Below are 17,714 nucleotides of genomic sequence, written 5' to 3' on the forward strand. Positions count from 1 at the left end.
GGGGACCGATCCTCGGGCTCGTGGCCCCGGTGGACCACGTGGTGCCAGTGTGCGTCCCCGTCGGCCGCCCGGGGGCGGGGCCGGTGCTTCGTCCCGCCTGCCGGACCGTGCCCGGCCATGGGCGAGACTTCCGCGGTGACCGACGTACGCCGCCCGCTCGCCGCCCGGACGTTGGTCGTCGTGGCGATCGTGGCGCTCGCCTTCAACCTGCGCCCCGCCGCCGTGAGCATCGGACCCGTCCTGGAGGACCTCCGCGCCGACCTCGGGCTCTCCGGCGCCGAGGCCGGGCTGCTGACCACGCTGCCCGTGCTCGCCTTCGCCGTCTTCGGTGCGCTCGCACCCCGGCTGGCCCGCTCCCTGGGACCCCACCGCCTCACCTTCGTCGCGCTGCTGTGCGTGGTCGCCGGGCTGGCAGGACGCAGCCGCGTCGACCACGAGTCGACGTTCCTGCTGCTCTCGCTGCTGGCGCTGGCCGGCATGGCGACCGGCAACGTGGTGCTGCCCTCGCTGGTCAAGCTGCACTTCCCCGACCGGATCGGGCTGCTGACCTCGATCTACACCACCTCCCTGGCGGTCGGCCTGACCTGCGCGCTGACGCTGACCGTGCCGGCGGGCGAGGCCACCGGCGGCGGGTGGCGCGACGGGCTGCTGCTGTGGGCCCTGGTCGCGGCCGTCGCCGCCGTCCCGTGGATCGGCCTGCTGCGCCGCGACCGCCGCGACCCCGACGCCGCCCCCACCCGCGCGATCGGCGTCCTCGAGGTCGGACGCACCTCGCTGGGCCGACGGATGGCGCTGTTCTTCGGGCTCCAGTCCCTCCAGGCGTACGCCGTGTACGGCTGGTTCGGCGTCGTCTACCGCGACGCCGGGTTCTCCGCGACGACCGCGGGCCTGCTCCTGGGCGTCATCGGCGGGCTGAGCATCCCGCTCTCGCTGGTCATCCCCCGGCTGGCGGCCCGCACCGACGACCAGCGGCCGCTGATGTGGGGGCTGATGGTCTGCTACCCGCTCGGCTACCTCGGCCTGGCGATCGCGCCGGTCGCCGGCGCCTGGCTCTGGGCGGTGCTGGTCGGGACCGGCCTGTGCGTCTTCCCGCTGATCCTCACCCTGATCGGGCTGCGGGCCCGCACCCCCGACGGCACCGCGGCGCTGTCGGGGTTCACGCAGGCCGTCGGCTACCTGCTGGCCGCGGTCGGCCCGTTCGGCATGGGCGTGCTCCACGACGCCACCGGCGGCTGGACGGTGCCGCTGCTGGTGCTGCTCGCCCTGGCCGTGCCGCAGCTGCTCGTCGGGCTGTCGGTCGCCCGGCCCGAGCACGTCGAGGACCAGCTGCGCGAGCCCGAGGCGGCGCGGCGATGAGCCCCCGCGTCGTCGACCACCGGATCACGGTCCCGCTCGACCACGACGACCCGGACGGCACGACGCTCGAGGTGTTCGCCCGCGAGATCACGGCCGCGGACGGCGCCGACCGGCCGTGGCTGGTCTACCTCCAGGGCGGTCCCGGCCACGAGTCGCCGCGCCCCACGCTCGAGCCGCTCGCCCCGTCGTGGCTGGAGCGGGCCCTGGTCGACTTCCGGGTGCTGCTGCTCGACCAGCGCGGCACCGGTCTGTCCACCCCCTACGGCACCGGCACCCGGCCCCGCCCGCTCGACCCGGCGGCCGAGGCGGCGTACCTCACCCACTTCCGGGCCGACGCCATCGTCCGCGACGCCGAGGCCCTCCGCGAGCACCTCGGGGTCAGGCGCTGGTCGGTGCTCGGCCAGTCCTTCGGCGGGTTCTGCGTGCTGCACTACCGCTCGCGCTTCCCCGACAGCCTGCGCGAGACCTACGTGACCGGTGGGCTGCCGCCGGTGGGCCGTCCGCCCACCGAGGTGTACGCCGCCACGCACGCCGCGCTGCGTCGGCTCGAGGCCGCCCACCACCGTCGCCACCCCGAGGACGCCGACCGGCTGCGGGCGGTGCTCGAGCTCGCCGGGGCCGGCGACCTGCGCCGCACCGACGGCTCGCCGCTGACCTCGCGGCTGGTCCGCACCGTCGGCAACCAGCTCGGCCTGCACGGCGGCTCCGACGCGCTGCACCACCTGCTCGAGCGCGACCCCCGCTCCCCCGCGTTCGTCCCCGACCTCGAGGCGCTGCTCCCCTTCGGCGGTCGCAACCCGCTCTACGCGGTGGTCCACGAGTCCTGCTACGCCGACGGCGGGGTCACCGGCTGGGCGGCCGAGCGCACCCTGCCCGACGAGGACCACCTCACGGGCGAGCACGTCTTCGGCTGGCACTTCGACGACGACCCCGCCCTCGTGCCGTACGCCGCGACGGCCCGCCTGCTCGCCGAGCACGACTGGCCGCGCCTCTACGACGCCGACGCGCTGGCCGTGGTCGACCTGCCGGGCGCGGCGGTCGTCTACGTCGACGACCCGTTCGTCGAGCGCCGCTTCAGCGAGGAGACGCTGGCGCTGCTGCCCGGGGTGGCCGGCTGGATCGACGACACCCACCTGCACAACGGGCTGCGCGTCGACGGCCCGAGCATCCTGGACCGGCTGGTCCGGCTGGCCCGCGAGCGTGCCTAGGGCTCAGACGACCGAGAGCGGCAGCAGCGACTGCCCGGTCGGCCCGACCTGGATGTCGGTGCCGAGCTCCGGGCACACCCCGCAGTCGTAGCACGGGGTCCACCGGCAGTCCTCGACGTCGACCGAGTCGGGGTCGAGGGCGTCCTCCCAGTCGGCCCACAGCCAGTCCTTGTCGAGACCGGAGTCGAGGTGGTCCCAGGGCAGCACCTCGTCGTAGCCGCGCTCGCGGGTGGTGAACCAGTCGAGGTCGACGCCGGTGCCGGCCAGGCCGGTCTCGGCCGCGGCGATCCAGCGGTCGTAGGAGAAGTGCTCGCTCCAGCCGTCGAAGCGGGCCCCCTGGCGCCAGACCTCCTCGATGACCGCGCCGACACGACGGTCCCCGCGCGAGAGCAGTCCCTCGATGATGCCGGGCTTGCCGTCGTGGTAGCGGAACCCGATGGCGCGGCCGTACTTCTTGTCCGCCCGCACCAGGTCGCGCAGCTTCTTCAGCCGCTCGTCGGTGGTCTCGACGTCGAGCTGGGAGGCCCACTGGAACGGCGTGTGCGGCTTGGGCACGAACCCACCGATCGACACGGTGCAGCGGATGTCGTTGTGCCCGGCCACCTCGCGGCCCTTGGCGATCACCTTGCGGGCGAGGTCGGCGACCTGCAGGACGTCCTCGTCGGTCTCGGTGGGCAGCCCGACCATGAAGTAGAGCTTCACCTGCCGCCAGCCGTGGGAGTACGCCGCCGCGACCGTGCGGATGAGGTCCTCCTCGGTGACCATCTTGTTGATCACCTTGCGCATCCGCTCCGACCCGCCCTCGGGGGCGAAGGTCAGCCCCGAGCGGCGGCCGTTGCGGGAGAACTCGTTGGCCAGGGTGATGTTGAAGGCGTCCACCCGGGTGGAGGGCAGGGACAGCGAGACGTTGGAGCCCTCGTAGCGGTCGGCCAGTCCCTTGGCCACCTCGCCGATCTCGGTGTGGTCGGCGCTGGAGAGCGAGAGCAGGCCGACCTCCTCGAAGCCCGACTTGCGGATGCCGTTCTCGACCATGTCGCCGATGGTGGTGATCGAGCGCTCGCGCACGGGACGGGTGATCATGCCGGCCTGGCAGAAGCGGCAGCCGCGGGTGCAGCCCCGGAAGATCTCGACGCTGAACCGCTCGTGGACGGTCTCGGCGAGCGGCACCAACGGGTTGCGCGGGTAGGGCCAGGCGTCGAGGTCCATCAGGGTGTGCTTGCGGACCCGGTCGGGCACGCCGGGCCGGTTGGGCCGCATGCCGAGCAGCGCACCGTCCGCGGCGTAGGTCACGTCGTAGAAACGGGGCACGTAGACGCCGCCGCTCACCGCCAGGCGCAGCAGCAGTTCGTCGCGGCCGCCGGGGCTGCCCTCGCCCTTCCACTCGCGCACGACCTCGCTGATCTTGAGCACGACCTCCTCGCCGTCGCCCAGGGCCACGGCGTCGAGGAAGTCGGCGACCGGCTCGGGGTTGAAGGCCGCGTGGCCACCGGCCAGCACGACCGGGTCGGCGTCGGTGCGGTCCGCGCTGTGCAGCGGGATCCCGGCGAGGTCGAGCGCGGTCAGCATGTTGGTGTAGCCGAGCTCGGTGGAGAACGAGAGACCGAGGACGTCGAAGTCACGGACCGGGCGGTGCCCGTCGACGGTGAACTGCGGGATCGCCTCGCGCCGCATCACCTCCTCCATGTCGGGCCACACCGCGTAGGTGCGCTCCGCGAGGGTCCCCTCCTGCTCGTTGAGCACCTCGTAGAGGATCTGGACGCCCTGGTTGGGCAGTCCGACCTCGTAGGCGTCGGGATACATCAGGGCCCAGCGCACGTCGGTGTCCGCCCAGTCCTTGTGGACCGAGCCGAGCTCGCCGCCGACGTACTGGATCGGCTTGCTGACCCGCGGCAGGTGCGGCTCGAGGCGGGCGAAGACGGACTCTCCGGTGACGGACATGCAGGACCTTCCGAGGTCGGGGGACGACGGTCCAGGGTACGCGGCCGCGGGGGCTTCCCCGTCGGTCAGGGCGCGCTCAGGGCGCCCCGCGGTCCTCCTGCAGGGTCGACGAGCCGGTCAGCTCGTCGACGTCGAGCAGGTCGTGGCGCACCTGGCCGCCGCGCCAGGAGGCGCGGGCGACCATGTGGCTGGCCACGGGGATGGTCAGCAGCTGCGCCACCACCACGAGCCCGAGGAGCAGCGTGGTGGAGCCGTCGCGCAGCACCAGCGCCAGGCCGCCGGTGACCAGCACGAGCCCGAGCACCTGCGGCTTGGTCGCGGCGTGCATCCGGGTCAGCAGGTCGGGCAGGCGCACCAGGCCGATGCCGGCCACCAGGCTCAGCACCGAGCCCAGCAGCACCAGCACCGCCCCCGTCACGTCGAGCACCTGGCTCATCCGTCCCCCTCCTCGTCGTCGGCCGCCTCGGCCTCGACGTCGTCGCTGCCGGGACTGAACCGGGCGACGCTGACCGAGCCGACGAAGCCCAGCAGGGTGGCGACCAGCATGGCGGGCAGGTTCTCGGCCGTACGCCGCAGCGCGGCGTCCACGGCGATCACGCAGATCGTGATCGAGAGCAGCACGTCGAAGGAGATCGCGCGGTCGAGCATGGTCGGGCCCATCGTCATCCGGGCCAGGGTCAGCATCGCCGAGACGCCCAGCACGACCGCGGCGACGGTCAGCACGGCGCTCATCGGGTCGGCTCGGGCGGGACGCCCTCGCGGCCGACCGCGGCCAGCACCCGCGCCTCCTGGGCCCACACCATGCTCCGGACCGCCTCGACCCCCGCGGCGTCGGTGTCGATGGCGTGCAGGAAGAGCGTGTGGCTGCCGCGGTGGGCCTCGACCACGACCGTGCCGGGCACGAGCGAGACCAGCTCGGCCACGGCGGTGAGCACCAGGTCGGACTCGGTGCGCAGCCGCACCTCGACCAGGGAGTTGCGCAGCGGGTCGGGCGGGAACAGCGTGGTGCGCGCCACCTGCAGGCTGGCGACGACGACGTCGACGGCGAACCGCACGACCAGCACCACCAGGCCGACCGGGTGCAGCCGCACGCGCATCCGCAGCGGCGGCAGCGGGAAGACCCAGCAGGCGGCGACGGCCACGAGCACGCCGCCGACCAGCGACAGCGCGGAGTAGCTGCCCCACAGCACCCACCACACCAGCGTCAGCCACAGCACCATCGGCCACTGCACGGCGCGGTAGCGCGCCGGACGGGTGCGCCCCCGACGGGTGGTGCGGACCTCGGGGCTCATCGCGGCCTCACCGGGGCACCCCGTCCGTCACGGCGCCGACGTAGGAGGCGCGGTCGGTCAGGTCGGCGGCGGCGCGGTCGGTGTAGCCCACCAGCGGGCCGGCGATGACGGTGATGGCCAGGCTGGCCAGGACGAGCCCGGCGGTCGGCAGCACCATGAGCAGCGGTAGCCGGTCGGGCAGCGCGTCGGCCTCGAGCAGCTGGTGCAGGTCGCGGTCGGGAGCGTCGGCGTCGGCGACCTGCCGGGCCTCGTCGAGGTCGGCGGCGCCGAAGGCGACGCTGCCGACGTGGACGTGGCCGCGGTGCTCGACCATCGCCGGGACCGCCTGCTGGTCCTGCTCGCGCCGGTCCTCCTCGCCGTGCCCGACCAGCAGCCGGGCCATCTCGTGGGCCTGCTCCGGCGAGCGCCAGAACGCCAGCGCCCACGTCTTGGCCACGGCGTACAGCGTGAGCAGGCTGGTGGTGGTGCCGCCGGCCACGAGCAGCAGCGCCAGCGGCGAGCCCTGGGCCACGCCCGCCTGGAACAGGTCGACCTTGCCCAGGAAGCCCGACATCGGGGGGATCCCGGCGAGGTTCATGGCCGGCACGAAGAACAGCACCCCGAGCAGTGGGCTGAGCCGGGCCAGGCCGCCGAGCCGGAGCAGGGCGGTGCTGCCCGCCCGGCGCTCGATCAGCCCCACGACCAGGAACAGCGCGGTCTGGATGGTGATGTGGTGGGCGACGTAGAACACCGCCCCGCCGGTGCCCGCCTCGGTCGCGAGGCCCACCCCGAAGATCATGTAGCCGATGTGGCTGACCAGGGTGAAGGACAGCATCCGCTTGATGTCGGACTGCGCGATCGCCCCGAGGATCCCGATCACCATCGTCAGCAGCGCGGCCACCATGAGCAGCGTCGAGAGCGGGCTGTCGGGGAAGAGCAGCGTCTGGGTGCGGATGATCGCGTAGACGCCGACCTTGGTGAGCAGGCCCGCGAACACCGCGGTCACCGGGGCGGGGGCCGTGGGATAGCTGTCGGGCAGCCACAGCGACAGCGGGAAGACGGCCGCCTTGATGGCGAACGTGACCAGCAGCAGCAGCTGGATCATCAGCGCCACCGACGGCGGCAGCCCGTCGAGGCGCGTGGCGATCTGGGCGAGGTTGAGGGTGCCGACCGCGGCGTACGTCGTGGCCAGGGCGACCAGGAACAGCATCGAGGACAGCACGTTGACGACGACGTAGATCGTGCCCGCGCGCACCCGGGCGGCGGTGCCGCCGAGGGTGAGCAGGACGTAGCTGGAGAACAGCAGCATCTCGAAGCTGACGAACAGGTTGAACAGGTCGCCGGCCAGGAAGGCGTTGGAGACGCCGGCCACCAGGGTGAGGAACGTGGGGTGGTAGATCGAGACCGGGGTCTCCCGCTCGTCGCCGGTGATGCCCTGACCGATGGAGTAGAGCAGCACCGCGAGGGTGACGATCGCGGAGACCAGCAGCATCAGCACCGCCAGCCGGTCGGCGACCAGGGCGATGCCGAGGCCCTCCCAGCCGCCCAGCCACACCACCTGGGTGCCGTCGCGGTCGACGGAGACCAGCAGCACCGCCGCGACCGCGACCACGGCGGTGAGCACCAGGGCGCTGACGATCCGCTGCGCCCGCGGGAAGCGGAACAGCATCAAGGTGGCACCGGTCCCCAGCAGGGGCAGGATCACCGGCAGCGGCACGAGACTCGTCACTGGCGGTCCTCCACGGGGTCGTCCTGCTCCTGGCCGTCGGTGCTCAGCCCGAAGGAGTCCGAGGTGGCGTCGTCGAGGGCGAGCCTGCGGATCGCGGCGTCCTCCACGTCGTCCTGGACGTCGTCGTGGCCGTGCAGCTGCCAGCTGCGGTGGGCCAGGGCCAGCAGGAAGGCGATGGTGCCCAGGGTGATCACGATGGCGGTGAGCACCAGCGCCTGGGGCAGCGGGTCGGACATGTCCTCGGGGTCCGCGCTCCCCCAGAACGGCGAGTCCCCCGCCGGGCCGCTGGCCGCCAGGAACGCGAGGTTGACGCCGTTGCTGAGCACCACGAGCCCGACGAGCACCCGGGTCAGGCTGCGCTCGAGCAGCAGGTAGACGCCGCAGCCGCTCATCACCGCGCAGGCGGCCAGCAGGGTGAGGTTGACCTCCATCAGTGCACCCCCGACGCTTCCGGGGTGGCCGCGTCCTGGCGCTCGCTGCGCAGGATCTCGCGGTCGAGCTGGGAGCCGAAGGTGCGCAGCAGGTCGAGCACCAGCCCCACGACGACGAGGTAGACGCCGATGTCGAAGCCGACCGAGGACACCAGGTGGACCTCGCCGAGCAGCGGCAGGGTGACGTAGACGTCGGCCGTCTGCAGCACCGCGCCGCCGACGAAAACCGGTCCGATGCCCGACAGCGCCGCCACGAACAGGCCCGACCCGATCAGCACGCCCGCGTCGACCGGGGCGGCCTCGTTGAGCTCGTAGCGCCCGCCCGCGAGGTAGCGCACCATCAGCGCCAGGCCCGTGACCATGCCCGCGGCGAACCCGCCCCCGGGCAGGTTGTGGCCGGCGACCAGCAGGTAGATCGAGAACACCACGATGGTGTGGAAGACCAGCCGCGTGACGACCTCGAACACGATCGACCGGCGCTCGGGGCTCAGCGTCCGGGGTCCCGGCAGCCACACCCGGCGTCCGGGACGGGTCGACTGCTTCTGCACGCCCTGGGGGTAGGGGATCTCGTGGACGCGGCGGATGCCGGTGGAGCGGGAGTCGAGGAAGATCAGGCTCGCCACGCCGGTCGCCGCCGCCACCAGCACCGAGATCTCGCCGAAGGTGTCCCAGGCGCGGATGTCGACCAGGGTCACGTTGACGACGTTGCGCCCGTAGCCCTCGACGTAGGCCATCAACGGGAACGTCTCCGAGATCGGCGTGGTGCTGCGCGCGGCCGCGGCGACCAGGACGAAGCCGGCCACCGCGACCCCGACACCGGCGGAGAGCGCCATCCGGTAGAAGCGCGTCACCCGCAGCGGCCGGTCGGTGAAGTAGTCGGGCAGCCGTCGCAGCACCAGCACGAACACGGTCAGGCTGACGGTCTCGACCAGCACCTGGGTGAGCGCGATGTCGGGGGCGCCGTGCAGCAGGAAGAGCACCGCGCAGCCGTAGCCGGTGACCCCGGCCAGCACCACGGCGCGCAGCCGGCGGCGCGACCGCACCGTCATGATCGCCGCGGCCACCATCACCAGGGCCACCAGCGGCTGTCCGCCGCGGTCCCACAGCACCCACTCCGGCGCCGGCAGCCCCCCGGTCACCAGGCCGTGGACCAGGGCGCCACCGGGCGCGGCCAGCACCACGGTGAGGATGACGCCGAGGTAGATCGAGACCGAGCCGCGCTGGAACGACCCGGTGACCTCGACCGCGACGCGGTCGAGCAGCCGCATCCCCCACCGGTAGACCTGCTCGGCCTGGAGCGGGGCGACGAACCGCGCCTGCAGCCGGCACAGCGCGTCGCGCCAGCGGAAGACGAGGTAGCCGGCCCCGATCGAGACGGCGCTGAGCAGGAGCGGCAGCTCGAGGCCGTGCCACAGCGCGAGGTACTCGTCGTGGCCGCGGGCGGGCAGCTGGTCGGCGTACGGCGCGAGCACGGCGGTCAGCGCCGCCCCGGCGAGACCGAGCCCCAGGCTGAGCCCGGCGAGGACCACCGGCGCCGCGCCGAAGCCGGGCGAGAGCGGCAGCGGGGCGCTGTCCTCCACGTCGCGCTTGCGGGCGAAGGCTCCCCACCAGAACCGGGCGGCGTACCCCGCGGTCAGGGCGGAGCCGAGCACCAGGCCGACCAGCACCAGGGTGCCGGCCCAGGCGGGGACGCCCGGGGTCTCGCCGTCGGCGAGCTCGAGCAGCGCGGCCCACAGCGTCTCCTTGCCCACGAAGCCGAGCAGCGGCGGCAGGCCCGCCATCGAGGCCGCGGCCAGGCCGGCGGCGACCGCCAGCACGGGCAGGCGGCGCCCCAGACCCGAGAGCCGCTGCAGGTCGCGGGTGCCGGTGAGCGTGTCGACCACGCCGACGGTGAGGAACAGGGTGGCCTTGAACAACGCGTGGGCCAGCAGCACGCCCGTCCCGGCGAGCGCGGCCGTGCGGCTGCCGATCGAGAGCACCACCAGCAGGAAGCCGAGCTGGCTCACGGTGCCGTAGGCGAGCAGCAGCTTGAGGTCGAGCTGACGCAGCGCCCGCCAGCCGCCGAGCAGCATGGTGAGCGTGCCCAGCGTCAGCAGCGTGAGGTGCCAGCCGGGGACGCCGGCGAAGGCCGGGGCGAGCAGCGCGACGAGGTAGAGGCCGGCCTTGACCATGGAGGCGGCGTGCAGGTAGGCGCTGACCGGGGTGGGCGCCGCCATCGCGCCCGGCAGCCAGAAGTGGAAGGGCACCTGGGCGGACTTGCTGAGCGCCCCGACGAGCAGCAGCAGCACCGCCACGGTGGTGGCGGTGCCCTCCGGGGGGTCGGCCAGGATCGTGGAGATGCGCATCGTGCCGGCCTCGTGGCCCAGCACCAGGACGCCGACCAGCATCACGAGGCCACCGAGGGTGGTGACCAGCAGCGCCTCCATCGCGGCCAGCCGCGAGGCCCGCTTGGTCGGCTCGAAGCCGATCAGCAGGAAGGAGAAGATCGTGGTCAGCTCCCAGAACACGACCAGGACGATGAGGTCGTCGGAGAGCACCAGGCCGAGCATCGCGCCGACGAAGGCGGTGAAGCTGGTGGTGAACCCCACCAGTCCGGGCGTGCCGTCGGAGAAGTAGAAGGCCGAGTAGGCCATCACCAGCACCCCGATGCCCGCGACGACCAGCACCATCAGCCACTGCAGCGACCCCAGCGAGAACGCCAGCTCCAGGTCCAGGCCCGGCGCCCAGCGCACCACCTGGGTCACCGGGCGGCCGTCGAGGACCTGCCCGGTGCGGGTCAGCGCCCACACCGTGGCCACCAGCGGCACCACCGCCAGCGCCAGGAAGGCGCGGGGCCCGAGCCGGCGCACCAGCACGGGGGCGGTCGCGGCGGCCACGAAGTGGGCAGCGACGATCGCGAGCAGCACTGCGGCCTTCCGGTCGGGTCGGTCGTGGGGACGAGGTCGGGGCGTGGAGGGCCAATACTAGGGAGCGGGCGCGAACCGTCCGGCGGGCCCCGTTGGGGGGACGTCGGCCCCGCAGCCGCCTACACTGCGGGCTCGGGGGTGGCGCATCGTGCACGGTCAGGTGGGACGCCTCGGCTTCGTCGGCTGCTGCTACCTGCTGGCGCCCTGGATGGGTCTGGACAGCTTCACCGTCGACCCCCGCATCGCCGAGGTCTGGCCGCTGGGTGGCGTCGGCTTCGTGCTGCTCACCCTGGTCTGGGACCTCGACCGGCCCAGCCTCCTCGGCGTGCTCGGGGCGATGGTGGTCGTGGTCACGGTCACCGCGCTGGCGCTCGGCCAGCCCCCGTCGTACGCCGTGTGGTTCGGCGTCGTCGCGGTGCTGCAGCCGCTCGCCATGGCTGCGGCGTACCGCCGGGGGCGGGGCGCGCCGGGATGGTCACCGCGCCACGCCGCCGACGTCGGCACCCTGCTGGCGGCGGCCGTGGTCTCCTCGCTCCTGGTCGGCCTGCTCGGCGGCTACCCCGGCCTGGCGCTCACCGACCTGCCCAGCAAGGTGCTGCTGTGGTGGGTGCTGCGCAACGCCGTGTTCAGCTTCGTCGGCGGCCTGATCCTCTGCGTGCTGCTGCACCGCGAGGAGCCGGAGGCGCTGGCGCCCAGCGCGTGGTTCCACCGCGTCGGCCTCGCCGCCGTCGCCGCCCTGTGCGTGGTCGGGACCTACCACGACCCCTCGCTCCCGCTGTCGTGGCTGCTCATCGTGCCGAGCGTGTGGGGCGGCATGACCCTGACCGTGCGCGGCACCGCCTGGCTGACCCTCTACGTCGCCCTGGTGGCCGCCGGGATGACCTACCTGCCCCAGAACCAGTTCGGCTACGCCGGCCTGCTCCCGGCGGCCTCGATCGTCGACCTGCTCGTCGTGGCCAGCTCCGCCTTCGCGCTGCTGCTGGCCCTGATGCGCGACCAGCGGGCCCGGCTGATCGAGCAGCTCGACGCCCGGGGCCGGGAGTCCGAGGCGCAGCGCGGGCTGCTCGAGGCGGTGCTCGACGCGATGGAGGAGGGCGTGCTGGTGGTCGGTCCGGAGGGGGTACGCCGCCACAACAGCGCCAGCCGCCAGCTCCTGGGCCGACCGGTGCCGCTCGACCACGACATCGCCTGGAGCGAGACCTACGGGCTGCAGACCCTCGACGGCCAGCCGCTGACCGACGACGTGCTGCGGCGCGTGCTCTACGAGGGCGAGGACGGCGACCGGCTCGAGGTGCGGGTCGGCCGGGGGGCCGACGCGCGGCTGCTGGAGGTCTCGGCCCAGTCGGTGCAGCACGGCACCCGGGCCTCCCGGCTGCTCCTGCTCCACGACGTGACCGCGCAGCGTGCGCGCGTGCGCGAGCTCAGCAGCTTCGCCAGCATGGTGGCCCACGACCTGCGCGGCCCGCTGACCGTGCTCGACGGCTGGCTCGAGGTCGTCGAGGACGACCCGGGTCAGGGCGAGGCGGCGCTGGCCCGGGCCCGCGACGCCAGCCAGCGGATGCGCCAGGTGATCGAGGACTGGCTCAACTACGCCGTGGTGCAGGAGGGCCGGCTGCACCCCGAGGTGGTCGCGCTGGACGAGGTCGTCGGCGGCCTGGTGGAGTCACGCCGCTCGGCGGGCCTCGACCACGACGAGCCCCGCTTCGAGCTCGACCTGGCGCACCGGGTGCGGGCCGACCCGGGCCTGCTGCGCCAGCTGCTCGACAACCTCGTCGACAACGCCGTGAAGTACACCGCGCCGGGCGAGGTGCCGGTGGTCACCCTCAGGTCGCACGAGGACGACGAGCCGGGGTGGGTGCGGGTCGAGGTCGTCGACCGGGGCATCGGCGTTCCCGAGGGCGAGGAGGAGCGGATCTTCGAGGAGTTCCACCGCGGTCCCGCCGAGGGGCGCTCGCAGGGCACCGGCCTCGGCCTGGCGCTGACCCGGCGCATCGTGGCGATGCACGGGGGTCAGATGACGGCGCGGCGCAACCCCGGGGGCGGCAGCACCTTCGCCTTCACCGTCCCAGCGGCCTGACGCCGAAGCCCGGACGGCCGGTGCCGGTCCCGCGCATCCCGATGTTGACCAGCAGCCCGATCGCCATCATCGAGGCGAACATCGACGACCCGCCGTAGGAGACCAGCGGCAGCGGCACGCCGGTGACCGGCATGATGCCCAGGCACATCCCGACGTTCTGGAAGGTCTGGAAGGCGAACCAGCACGCGATGCCCGCGGCCGCCACCCGACCGAACATGTCCTCGGCGTGCCGGGCGATGAGCAGCGCCCGCCACAGCAGCACCGCGAACAGCACGATCAGCAGGCCCGCGCCGACCAGCCCGAGCTCCTCGCCGGCGACGGTGAAGATGAAGTCGGTGTGCTGCTCGGGCACGAAGCGCGAGCGCGTCTGCGAGCCGTCGAAGAGACCCTGGCCGAACAGCCCGCCGTTGCCGATCGCGATCCGGGCCTGCGTGGTGTTGTAGCCCGCGCCCCGTGGGTCGAGGTCGGGGTTGGTGAAGGCCAGGAACCGGTTGATCTGGTAGGTCTTCAGCACCCCGGCGGCGACCACCAGCACCGCCAGCGTCACCCCGCCGGCGAACAGGCCCACCAACCAGCGCCGCGGCACCCCGGCGACGGCGAGCACCCCGAAGACGGTGGCGGTCAGCACCAGCATGGTGCCGAGGTCGGGCTGGGCCATGATGAGGATCGCCGGCAGGCCGGCCACGGCGCCCATCAGCGCGACGTCGACGACACCCACCTTGCGGCGGCGGGAGTTCTCGGTGCGCTCGGCGACGATCATCGCCATGCCGATCACCACGGCCAGCTTGGCGAACTCGGCCGGCTGGATCGACAGGCCGCCGATCATCAGCCACGAGCGCGAGCCGTTGATGGTGCTGCCCATGACGAGCACGAGCAGCAGCCCGACCACCGACCCGGCGTACACCAGCGGGGTGACGATGCGGACCCACCGGTGGTCGGTGGCCATCACCACCGCGGCGAGCACCAGGCCGATGACGACGTTGACCAGGTGCTTGTGGAGGTACGCCGTGGAGTCGCCGCCGGTGAGCACGTCGTTGGTGGCGGTCGCCGACCACACCAGCAGCGTGCCCATGGTCATGATCAGCGCCGCGCAGCCGACGAGCACCCAGTCCAGCGGGGGCACGACGACGCGGCTGCGGGCCACGGAGAACCGGTGGAGCGGCAGGACGGTCATGGCCTCAGTCCCCCTTCGGGCGCGAGGTGGCCGGCGGCAGGATCGAGCCGTCGTCGGCGAAGGTCGGCAGCCCGGCGGGCGGGGTGGTGCCGGCGATGGCGGCCTGGCCCGGACGCACGTCGGTCCCGGCGACGCCGTACAGCTTCTCCCAGATCTTGCGGATCGCCGGGCCGGAGGTGCCCGAGCCGGTGCCGCCCTGGCTGACCATCATCACCACGACGTAGTCCTTGGTGTAGGAGGCGACCCAGGAGGTGCTCTGCTTGCCGTAGACCTCGGCCGAGCCGGTCTTGGCGCGGATCGTCACCTTGTCGAGCGGGAAGCCCTCGAGGCGCCAGGCCATGGTGCCGACCGACGCGACGTTCTCGAGCGCCGAGTCGATGTAGTCCAGCACCGCCTTCTTGACCGGCAGCTCCTTGTCCACGACGGGCGGCAGCTCCTTGATGAGCTCGCCGTCGGGGCTGACGATCGCCTTGGCGACGCGGGGCTCGTAGAGGGTGCCGCCGTTGGACAGCGCGGCGTACGCCCGGGCGAGCTGCAGCGGGGTGACCACGGTGTCGCCCTGGCCGATCGCGAAGTTGACGGCGTCGCCGGCACGGTAGTGGCTGCCCTCGACGCAGAACTCGCGGGCGAACCGGTGCTGGAAGTCGCTGCCGTCCTGCTTGCCGATCTTGCAGTAGTAGTCCTTCATGGACTTCCAGTAGGCGAGCTTCCACCTGCGGTCGGCGATCCGGCCCGAGGCCTCGCCGGGGATGTCGATGCCGGTGGGCTTGCCGAAGCCGAAGGTCTTGGCCATCGAGACCAGCGGGTCCTCGGCGTCGACGTCGGTCTCGTCGCTGCCCAGCTGCTGCCAGTAGTCGAAGCCGATCTTGTAGAAGAACGTGTTGCAGGAGACCTCGAGCGCCTTGGCGAAGGTGATGTAGCCGTAGGCGCCGGACTCGTAGTTCTTGAAGGTGCGGTTGCCGACCTGGAAGCCGGACCCGCAGGCGAGCACGGTCTCGGGGCTGTAGCCGTGGGACAGCGCAGCGGCCGTCATCATCGGCTTCCACGTGGAGCCCGGCGCGAACTGGCCCTGGGTGGCACGCGAGAGCAGCGGGGTGCCGGCCTCCTCGGAGTAGAGCCGGTCGAGCTGCTTGGTGGTGATGCCGCCGGACCACACCTCGGGGTCGTACGTCGGCTGGCTGGCCATCGCCACGACCCGACCGGTCTTGGCGTCGAGCACCACGGCGGCCCCGCTGTCCGCGGCGTAGCGACGGCCGGTGACCGTGTCGGTGGTCCCCCGGGCGGTCTGGATGGTCTCGGCGAGCTGCTTCTCGACGTACCCCTGGACCTCGGCGTCGATGGAGGTGACCAGCGTGGCGCCCGGCGTCGCCTCGATCTCGCCGGAGTCGCCGAGCACGCGACCCATGGAGTCCACGGCCACCTTCTTGTAGCCCGGGGTGCCGCGCAGGTAGCGGTCGTAGGCCTTCTCCACGCCGGCCCGACCGACCACGGAGGCGCCGTTGACCGAGGTGTCCCCCTCCTTGTCGGCCTCCTCGAGCTCGCCGCCGGTGATCGGGCTGAGGTAGCCCAGGACGTGGGCGCCGTTGACGCCGAACGGGTTGGGGTAGGCCCGCACGCTCTCCTGCTGGGCCAGCACCGCGGGGAACTCCTCGGTGCGCTCGAGCAGCTTGACCGCGACCTGCTGCGGCACGTCGCGCGCGACCGGCACCGGCTGGTAGGGCGAGCCGTTCCAGCAGCTGCCGGCCTCGGCGCCGCTCTGGCCGCACACCACCATCCGGGCGTCGATGGTCGGGCGGTCCACCTTCACCACCCGGGCGAGCTTGTCGAGGGTGCGCTCACGGATGTCCTCGGGCAGCTTGCCGAGCAGGGTGCGGTCGACGCTGACGACCCAGCTGCTGCGGTTGGCGACCAGGGGCCGCCCGACGTCGTCGACGATGAGGCCGCGGGCCGGCTGCACGACGACGTCGCGCACCGACTGCTCGGCCGCGGCGGCCTGGTAGCCCTCGCCGGTGGCGACCTGCATGTACCAGAGCCGGACGAACAGGGTGAGGAACAGCGAGACCACCAGCGCCTGGACGACGAACAGGCGCAGCCTGCTCTTCTCCGAGGCGTTGGGGCGGATCAGGACGGCAGCCATGAGGCCCTTCTAGACGGCGAGCTCGCGCGCGGGGCTGCGCGTCAGCAGCCGCATCAGCACGGGGAGGACGAGAGGGGCGACGACCACGTCCCACAGCAGGGCGAGGAACACCACGCCGATCATCTGGCCGACCGGGACGGCGTGGTCGCCGAGCACCTGGCCGGACAGCGCGAAGACCGAGGTGGCGACGAAGGAGCAGGCCCCCACGGTGGCGAGGGCGGCGAGCGGGCTGTCGCGCGCGTCGTCGCGCACCCGGCCGGCGAGGATCGCGGCCAGCACGAACGCCAGCGCCCAGCGGCCGGCGACGTGCTCGGCGGGCGGGGCGAGGTCGAGCAGCAGCCCGGCGGCGAAACCGACGGCCACGCCGACCTCCGGCCCGCGGACGAGCGCGGCGGCGACGACGACGAGCAGCGCCAGGTTGGGCACCACCCCGTTGACGGCGACCACCGGGAGCACGGCGACCTGCGCCACGACGGCCAGGACGACCACCAGCGCGAGCACGAGCGTGCGGTAGAGACCCGACATCACTGACCCCGTCCGTTGACGACGATGCGGTCACCGTCGGTGTCCTCGTCCACCACGACGCCGACGACGTCGAGGGAGGTGAAGTCGACGTAGGGGTCGATCACGGCCCGCTTGGCCAGCTCGCGGGGCGTCGAGTAGACCGACTCGACGGTGCCGATCGGGATGCCGGCGACGTAGGGCCGGCCGTTCTGGCTGCCCCAGGTCACCACGGTGTCGCCCTGGGCGGGGCTCGCGGCGTTGTCGACGAGGTCGAGGTCGAGGCGCCCCCGGTCGGCGGTGACGCCGCGGCCGCGCAGGAAGCCGATCTCGAGGTTGGAGCCCAGGCGGCCGCCGACGACCGACTCGGTGTCGACGACGAGCAGCACGGTCGCGGTGCTGGCGGTCGCGCTGATCACCCGGCCCACCAGGCCGTCGTTGTTGAGCACCGTCATGTCGCGACCCACCCCCGAGGAGGTGCCGGCGTCGATGGTCACGGTGCGCGAGAACGACTGCATCGGCCCCATGCCGACGACGCGGGCCGCGACCAGCGCCCGGCCGGTGCGGTTGGCGGTGCGGGTCAGTCCGTCGAGCTCGGCGAGCCGGTTGCGGTCCAGCGGGACCTGCTCGGCCTGGGTGCGGAGCCTGGAGTTCTGCGCCGACAGCGTCGCGACCTCCTCGCGCAGCGACCGGTTGGAGCTGAAGTAGGCCAGCGCCTCGCGCAGCGGGCGCGCGGCGGTGGCGCTGCCGGTCTCGACCGGGCCCACGACGGTGCCGACGGCGTGCCGGACGGGGTCGACGGGCGACGCCTCGCCACCGGCGGCGTCGACGGTGATCACCGCGACCGAGGCCGCGACCATGAGGCCCGCCACCACGCGCGAGGAGCCCGAGCGCTGGCGGCGGCCGAAGCCGGTGCCGCGCTCGCCGTCGGGCAGGGAGGGGCGGGCGGCGGTGCGGCGCCCACCGCGCAGTCGTTGCCGAGCCAC

The 17,714-nt window shown here is 73.2% G+C and carries 14 protein-coding genes; 3 read left to right on the plus strand and 11 right to left on the minus strand.

All coding sequences use genetic code 11. The annotated features are described in order from the left end of the window. Nucleotides 1–117: 117 nt before the first annotated feature. Nucleotides 118–1,356, plus strand: coding sequence for an MFS transporter (locus ASG49_RS16985; protein WP_056544280.1), 1,239 nt, complete (start codon nt 118–120; stop codon nt 1,354–1,356). Continuing rightward, on the plus strand, nt 1,353–2,564 hold the full coding sequence (locus ASG49_RS16990; protein ID WP_056544282.1) for an alpha/beta fold hydrolase: 1,212 nt from the start codon (nt 1,353–1,355) through the stop codon (nt 2,562–2,564). Before ASG49_RS16985 ends, ASG49_RS16990 begins: the two co-directional genes overlap by 4 nt. 3 nt (nt 2,565–2,567) lie before the next feature. Here ASG49_RS16990 and ASG49_RS16995 read toward each other — a convergent pair whose 3' ends face one another. From ASG49_RS16995 to ASG49_RS17025, 7 genes are all read right to left on the minus strand, one after another. After that, nucleotides 2,568–4,502: a TIGR03960 family B12-binding radical SAM protein gene (locus ASG49_RS16995; protein WP_056544285.1), complete on the minus strand. Its 1,935-nt coding sequence runs from the start codon at nt 4,500–4,502 to the stop codon at nt 2,568–2,570. A 76-nt stretch (nt 4,503–4,578) separates the two neighbouring features. After that, on the minus strand, nt 4,579–4,938 hold the full coding sequence (gene mnhG / locus ASG49_RS17000) for a monovalent cation/H(+) antiporter subunit G (protein WP_056544288.1): 360 nt from the start codon (nt 4,936–4,938) through the stop codon (nt 4,579–4,581). After that, nucleotides 4,935–5,234, minus strand: a complete 300-nt coding sequence (locus ASG49_RS17005) for a monovalent cation/H+ antiporter complex subunit F (protein WP_056544291.1) — start codon at nt 5,232–5,234, stop codon at nt 4,935–4,937. Before ASG49_RS17005 ends, mnhG begins: the two co-directional genes overlap by 4 nt. After that, entirely contained in the window at nt 5,231–5,794 is a 564-nt protein-coding gene (locus ASG49_RS17010; protein WP_056544294.1) for a Na+/H+ antiporter subunit E, read from the minus strand. The genes ASG49_RS17005 and ASG49_RS17010 overlap by 4 nt, the downstream gene beginning before the upstream one ends. 7 nt (nt 5,795–5,801) lie before the next feature. Further along, on the minus strand, nt 5,802–7,502 hold the full coding sequence (locus tag ASG49_RS17015) for a Na+/H+ antiporter subunit D (protein ID WP_056544296.1): 1,701 nt from the start codon (nt 7,500–7,502) through the stop codon (nt 5,802–5,804). Continuing rightward, a complete protein-coding gene (locus ASG49_RS17020) occupies nt 7,499–7,933 on the minus strand; it encodes a Na(+)/H(+) antiporter subunit C (protein ID WP_056544298.1) in 435 nt (144 codons plus the stop codon). The genes ASG49_RS17015 and ASG49_RS17020 overlap by 4 nt, the downstream gene beginning before the upstream one ends. Next, nucleotides 7,933–10,839: a Na+/H+ antiporter subunit A gene (locus ASG49_RS17025; RefSeq protein ID WP_235562147.1), complete on the minus strand. Its 2,907-nt coding sequence runs from the start codon at nt 10,837–10,839 to the stop codon at nt 7,933–7,935. The genes ASG49_RS17020 and ASG49_RS17025 overlap by 1 nt, the downstream gene beginning before the upstream one ends. Nucleotides 10,840–10,999: 160 nt before the next feature. On the opposite strand from ASG49_RS17025, the gene ASG49_RS17030 reads away from it, so the two are divergent. Next, complete coding sequence (locus ASG49_RS17030) at nt 11,000–12,916, plus strand: ATP-binding protein (RefSeq protein ID WP_156384402.1); 1,917 nt, start codon at nt 11,000–11,002, stop codon at nt 12,914–12,916. Here ASG49_RS17030 and rodA read toward each other — a convergent pair. The 4 genes from rodA to mreC are packed head-to-tail and all read right to left on the minus strand — an operon-like array spanning nt 12,897 to nt 17,714. Next, nucleotides 12,897–14,090, minus strand: coding sequence for a rod shape-determining protein RodA (gene rodA / locus ASG49_RS17035; RefSeq protein WP_056544305.1), 1,194 nt, complete (start codon nt 14,088–14,090; stop codon nt 12,897–12,899). The two genes, ASG49_RS17030 and rodA, sit on opposite strands and share 20 nt — an antisense overlap. 4 nt (nt 14,091–14,094) lie before the next feature. Next, nucleotides 14,095–16,227 carry a penicillin-binding protein 2 gene (gene mrdA / locus ASG49_RS17040; RefSeq protein ID WP_056544309.1) on the minus strand — a complete coding sequence of 711 codons (2,133 nt, stop codon included), beginning with the start codon at nt 16,225–16,227 and terminating at the stop codon, nt 14,095–14,097. 9 nt (nt 16,228–16,236) lie between these two features. After that, nucleotides 16,237–16,752, minus strand: a complete 516-nt coding sequence (gene mreD, locus ASG49_RS17045; protein WP_056544312.1) for a rod shape-determining protein MreD — start codon at nt 16,750–16,752, stop codon at nt 16,237–16,239. Continuing rightward, nucleotides 16,752–17,714: a rod shape-determining protein MreC gene (gene mreC / locus ASG49_RS17050; RefSeq protein ID WP_235562148.1), complete on the minus strand. Its 963-nt coding sequence runs from the start codon at nt 17,712–17,714 to the stop codon at nt 16,752–16,754. The genes mreD and mreC overlap by 1 nt, the downstream gene beginning before the upstream one ends.

It is taken from the genome of Marmoricola sp. Leaf446, assembly GCF_001424755.1.
Taxonomy (GTDB): domain Bacteria; phylum Actinomycetota; class Actinomycetes; order Propionibacteriales; family Nocardioidaceae; genus Marmoricola.

Bases quoted from the DNA above. Each gene is read 5' to 3' on its own strand.
- ASG49_RS16985 (WP_056544280.1), top strand. From the start codon at position 118: ATGGGCGAGACTTCCGCGGTGACCGACGTACGCCGCCCGCTCGCCGCC.
- ASG49_RS16990 (WP_056544282.1), top strand. From the start codon at position 1,353: ATGAGCCCCCGCGTCGTCGACCACCGGATCACGGTCCCGCTCGACCAC.
- ASG49_RS16995 (WP_056544285.1), bottom strand. From the start codon at position 4,502: ATGTCCGTCACCGGAGAGTCCGTCTTCGCCCGCCTCGAGCCGCACCTG.
- mnhG (WP_056544288.1), bottom strand. From the start codon at position 4,938: ATGAGCCAGGTGCTCGACGTGACGGGGGCGGTGCTGGTGCTGCTGGGC.
- ASG49_RS17005 (WP_056544291.1), bottom strand. From the start codon at position 5,234: ATGAGCGCCGTGCTGACCGTCGCCGCGGTCGTGCTGGGCGTCTCGGCG.
- ASG49_RS17010 (WP_056544294.1), bottom strand. From the start codon at position 5,794: ATGAGCCCCGAGGTCCGCACCACCCGTCGGGGGCGCACCCGTCCGGCG.
- ASG49_RS17020 (WP_056544298.1), bottom strand. From the start codon at position 7,933: ATGGAGGTCAACCTCACCCTGCTGGCCGCCTGCGCGGTGATGAGCGGC.
- rodA (WP_056544305.1), bottom strand. From the start codon at position 14,090: ATGACCGTCCTGCCGCTCCACCGGTTCTCCGTGGCCCGCAGCCGCGTC.
- mrdA (WP_056544309.1), bottom strand. From the start codon at position 16,227: ATGGCTGCCGTCCTGATCCGCCCCAACGCCTCGGAGAAGAGCAGGCTG.
- mreD (WP_056544312.1), bottom strand. From the start codon at position 16,752: ATGTCGGGTCTCTACCGCACGCTCGTGCTCGCGCTGGTGGTCGTCCTG.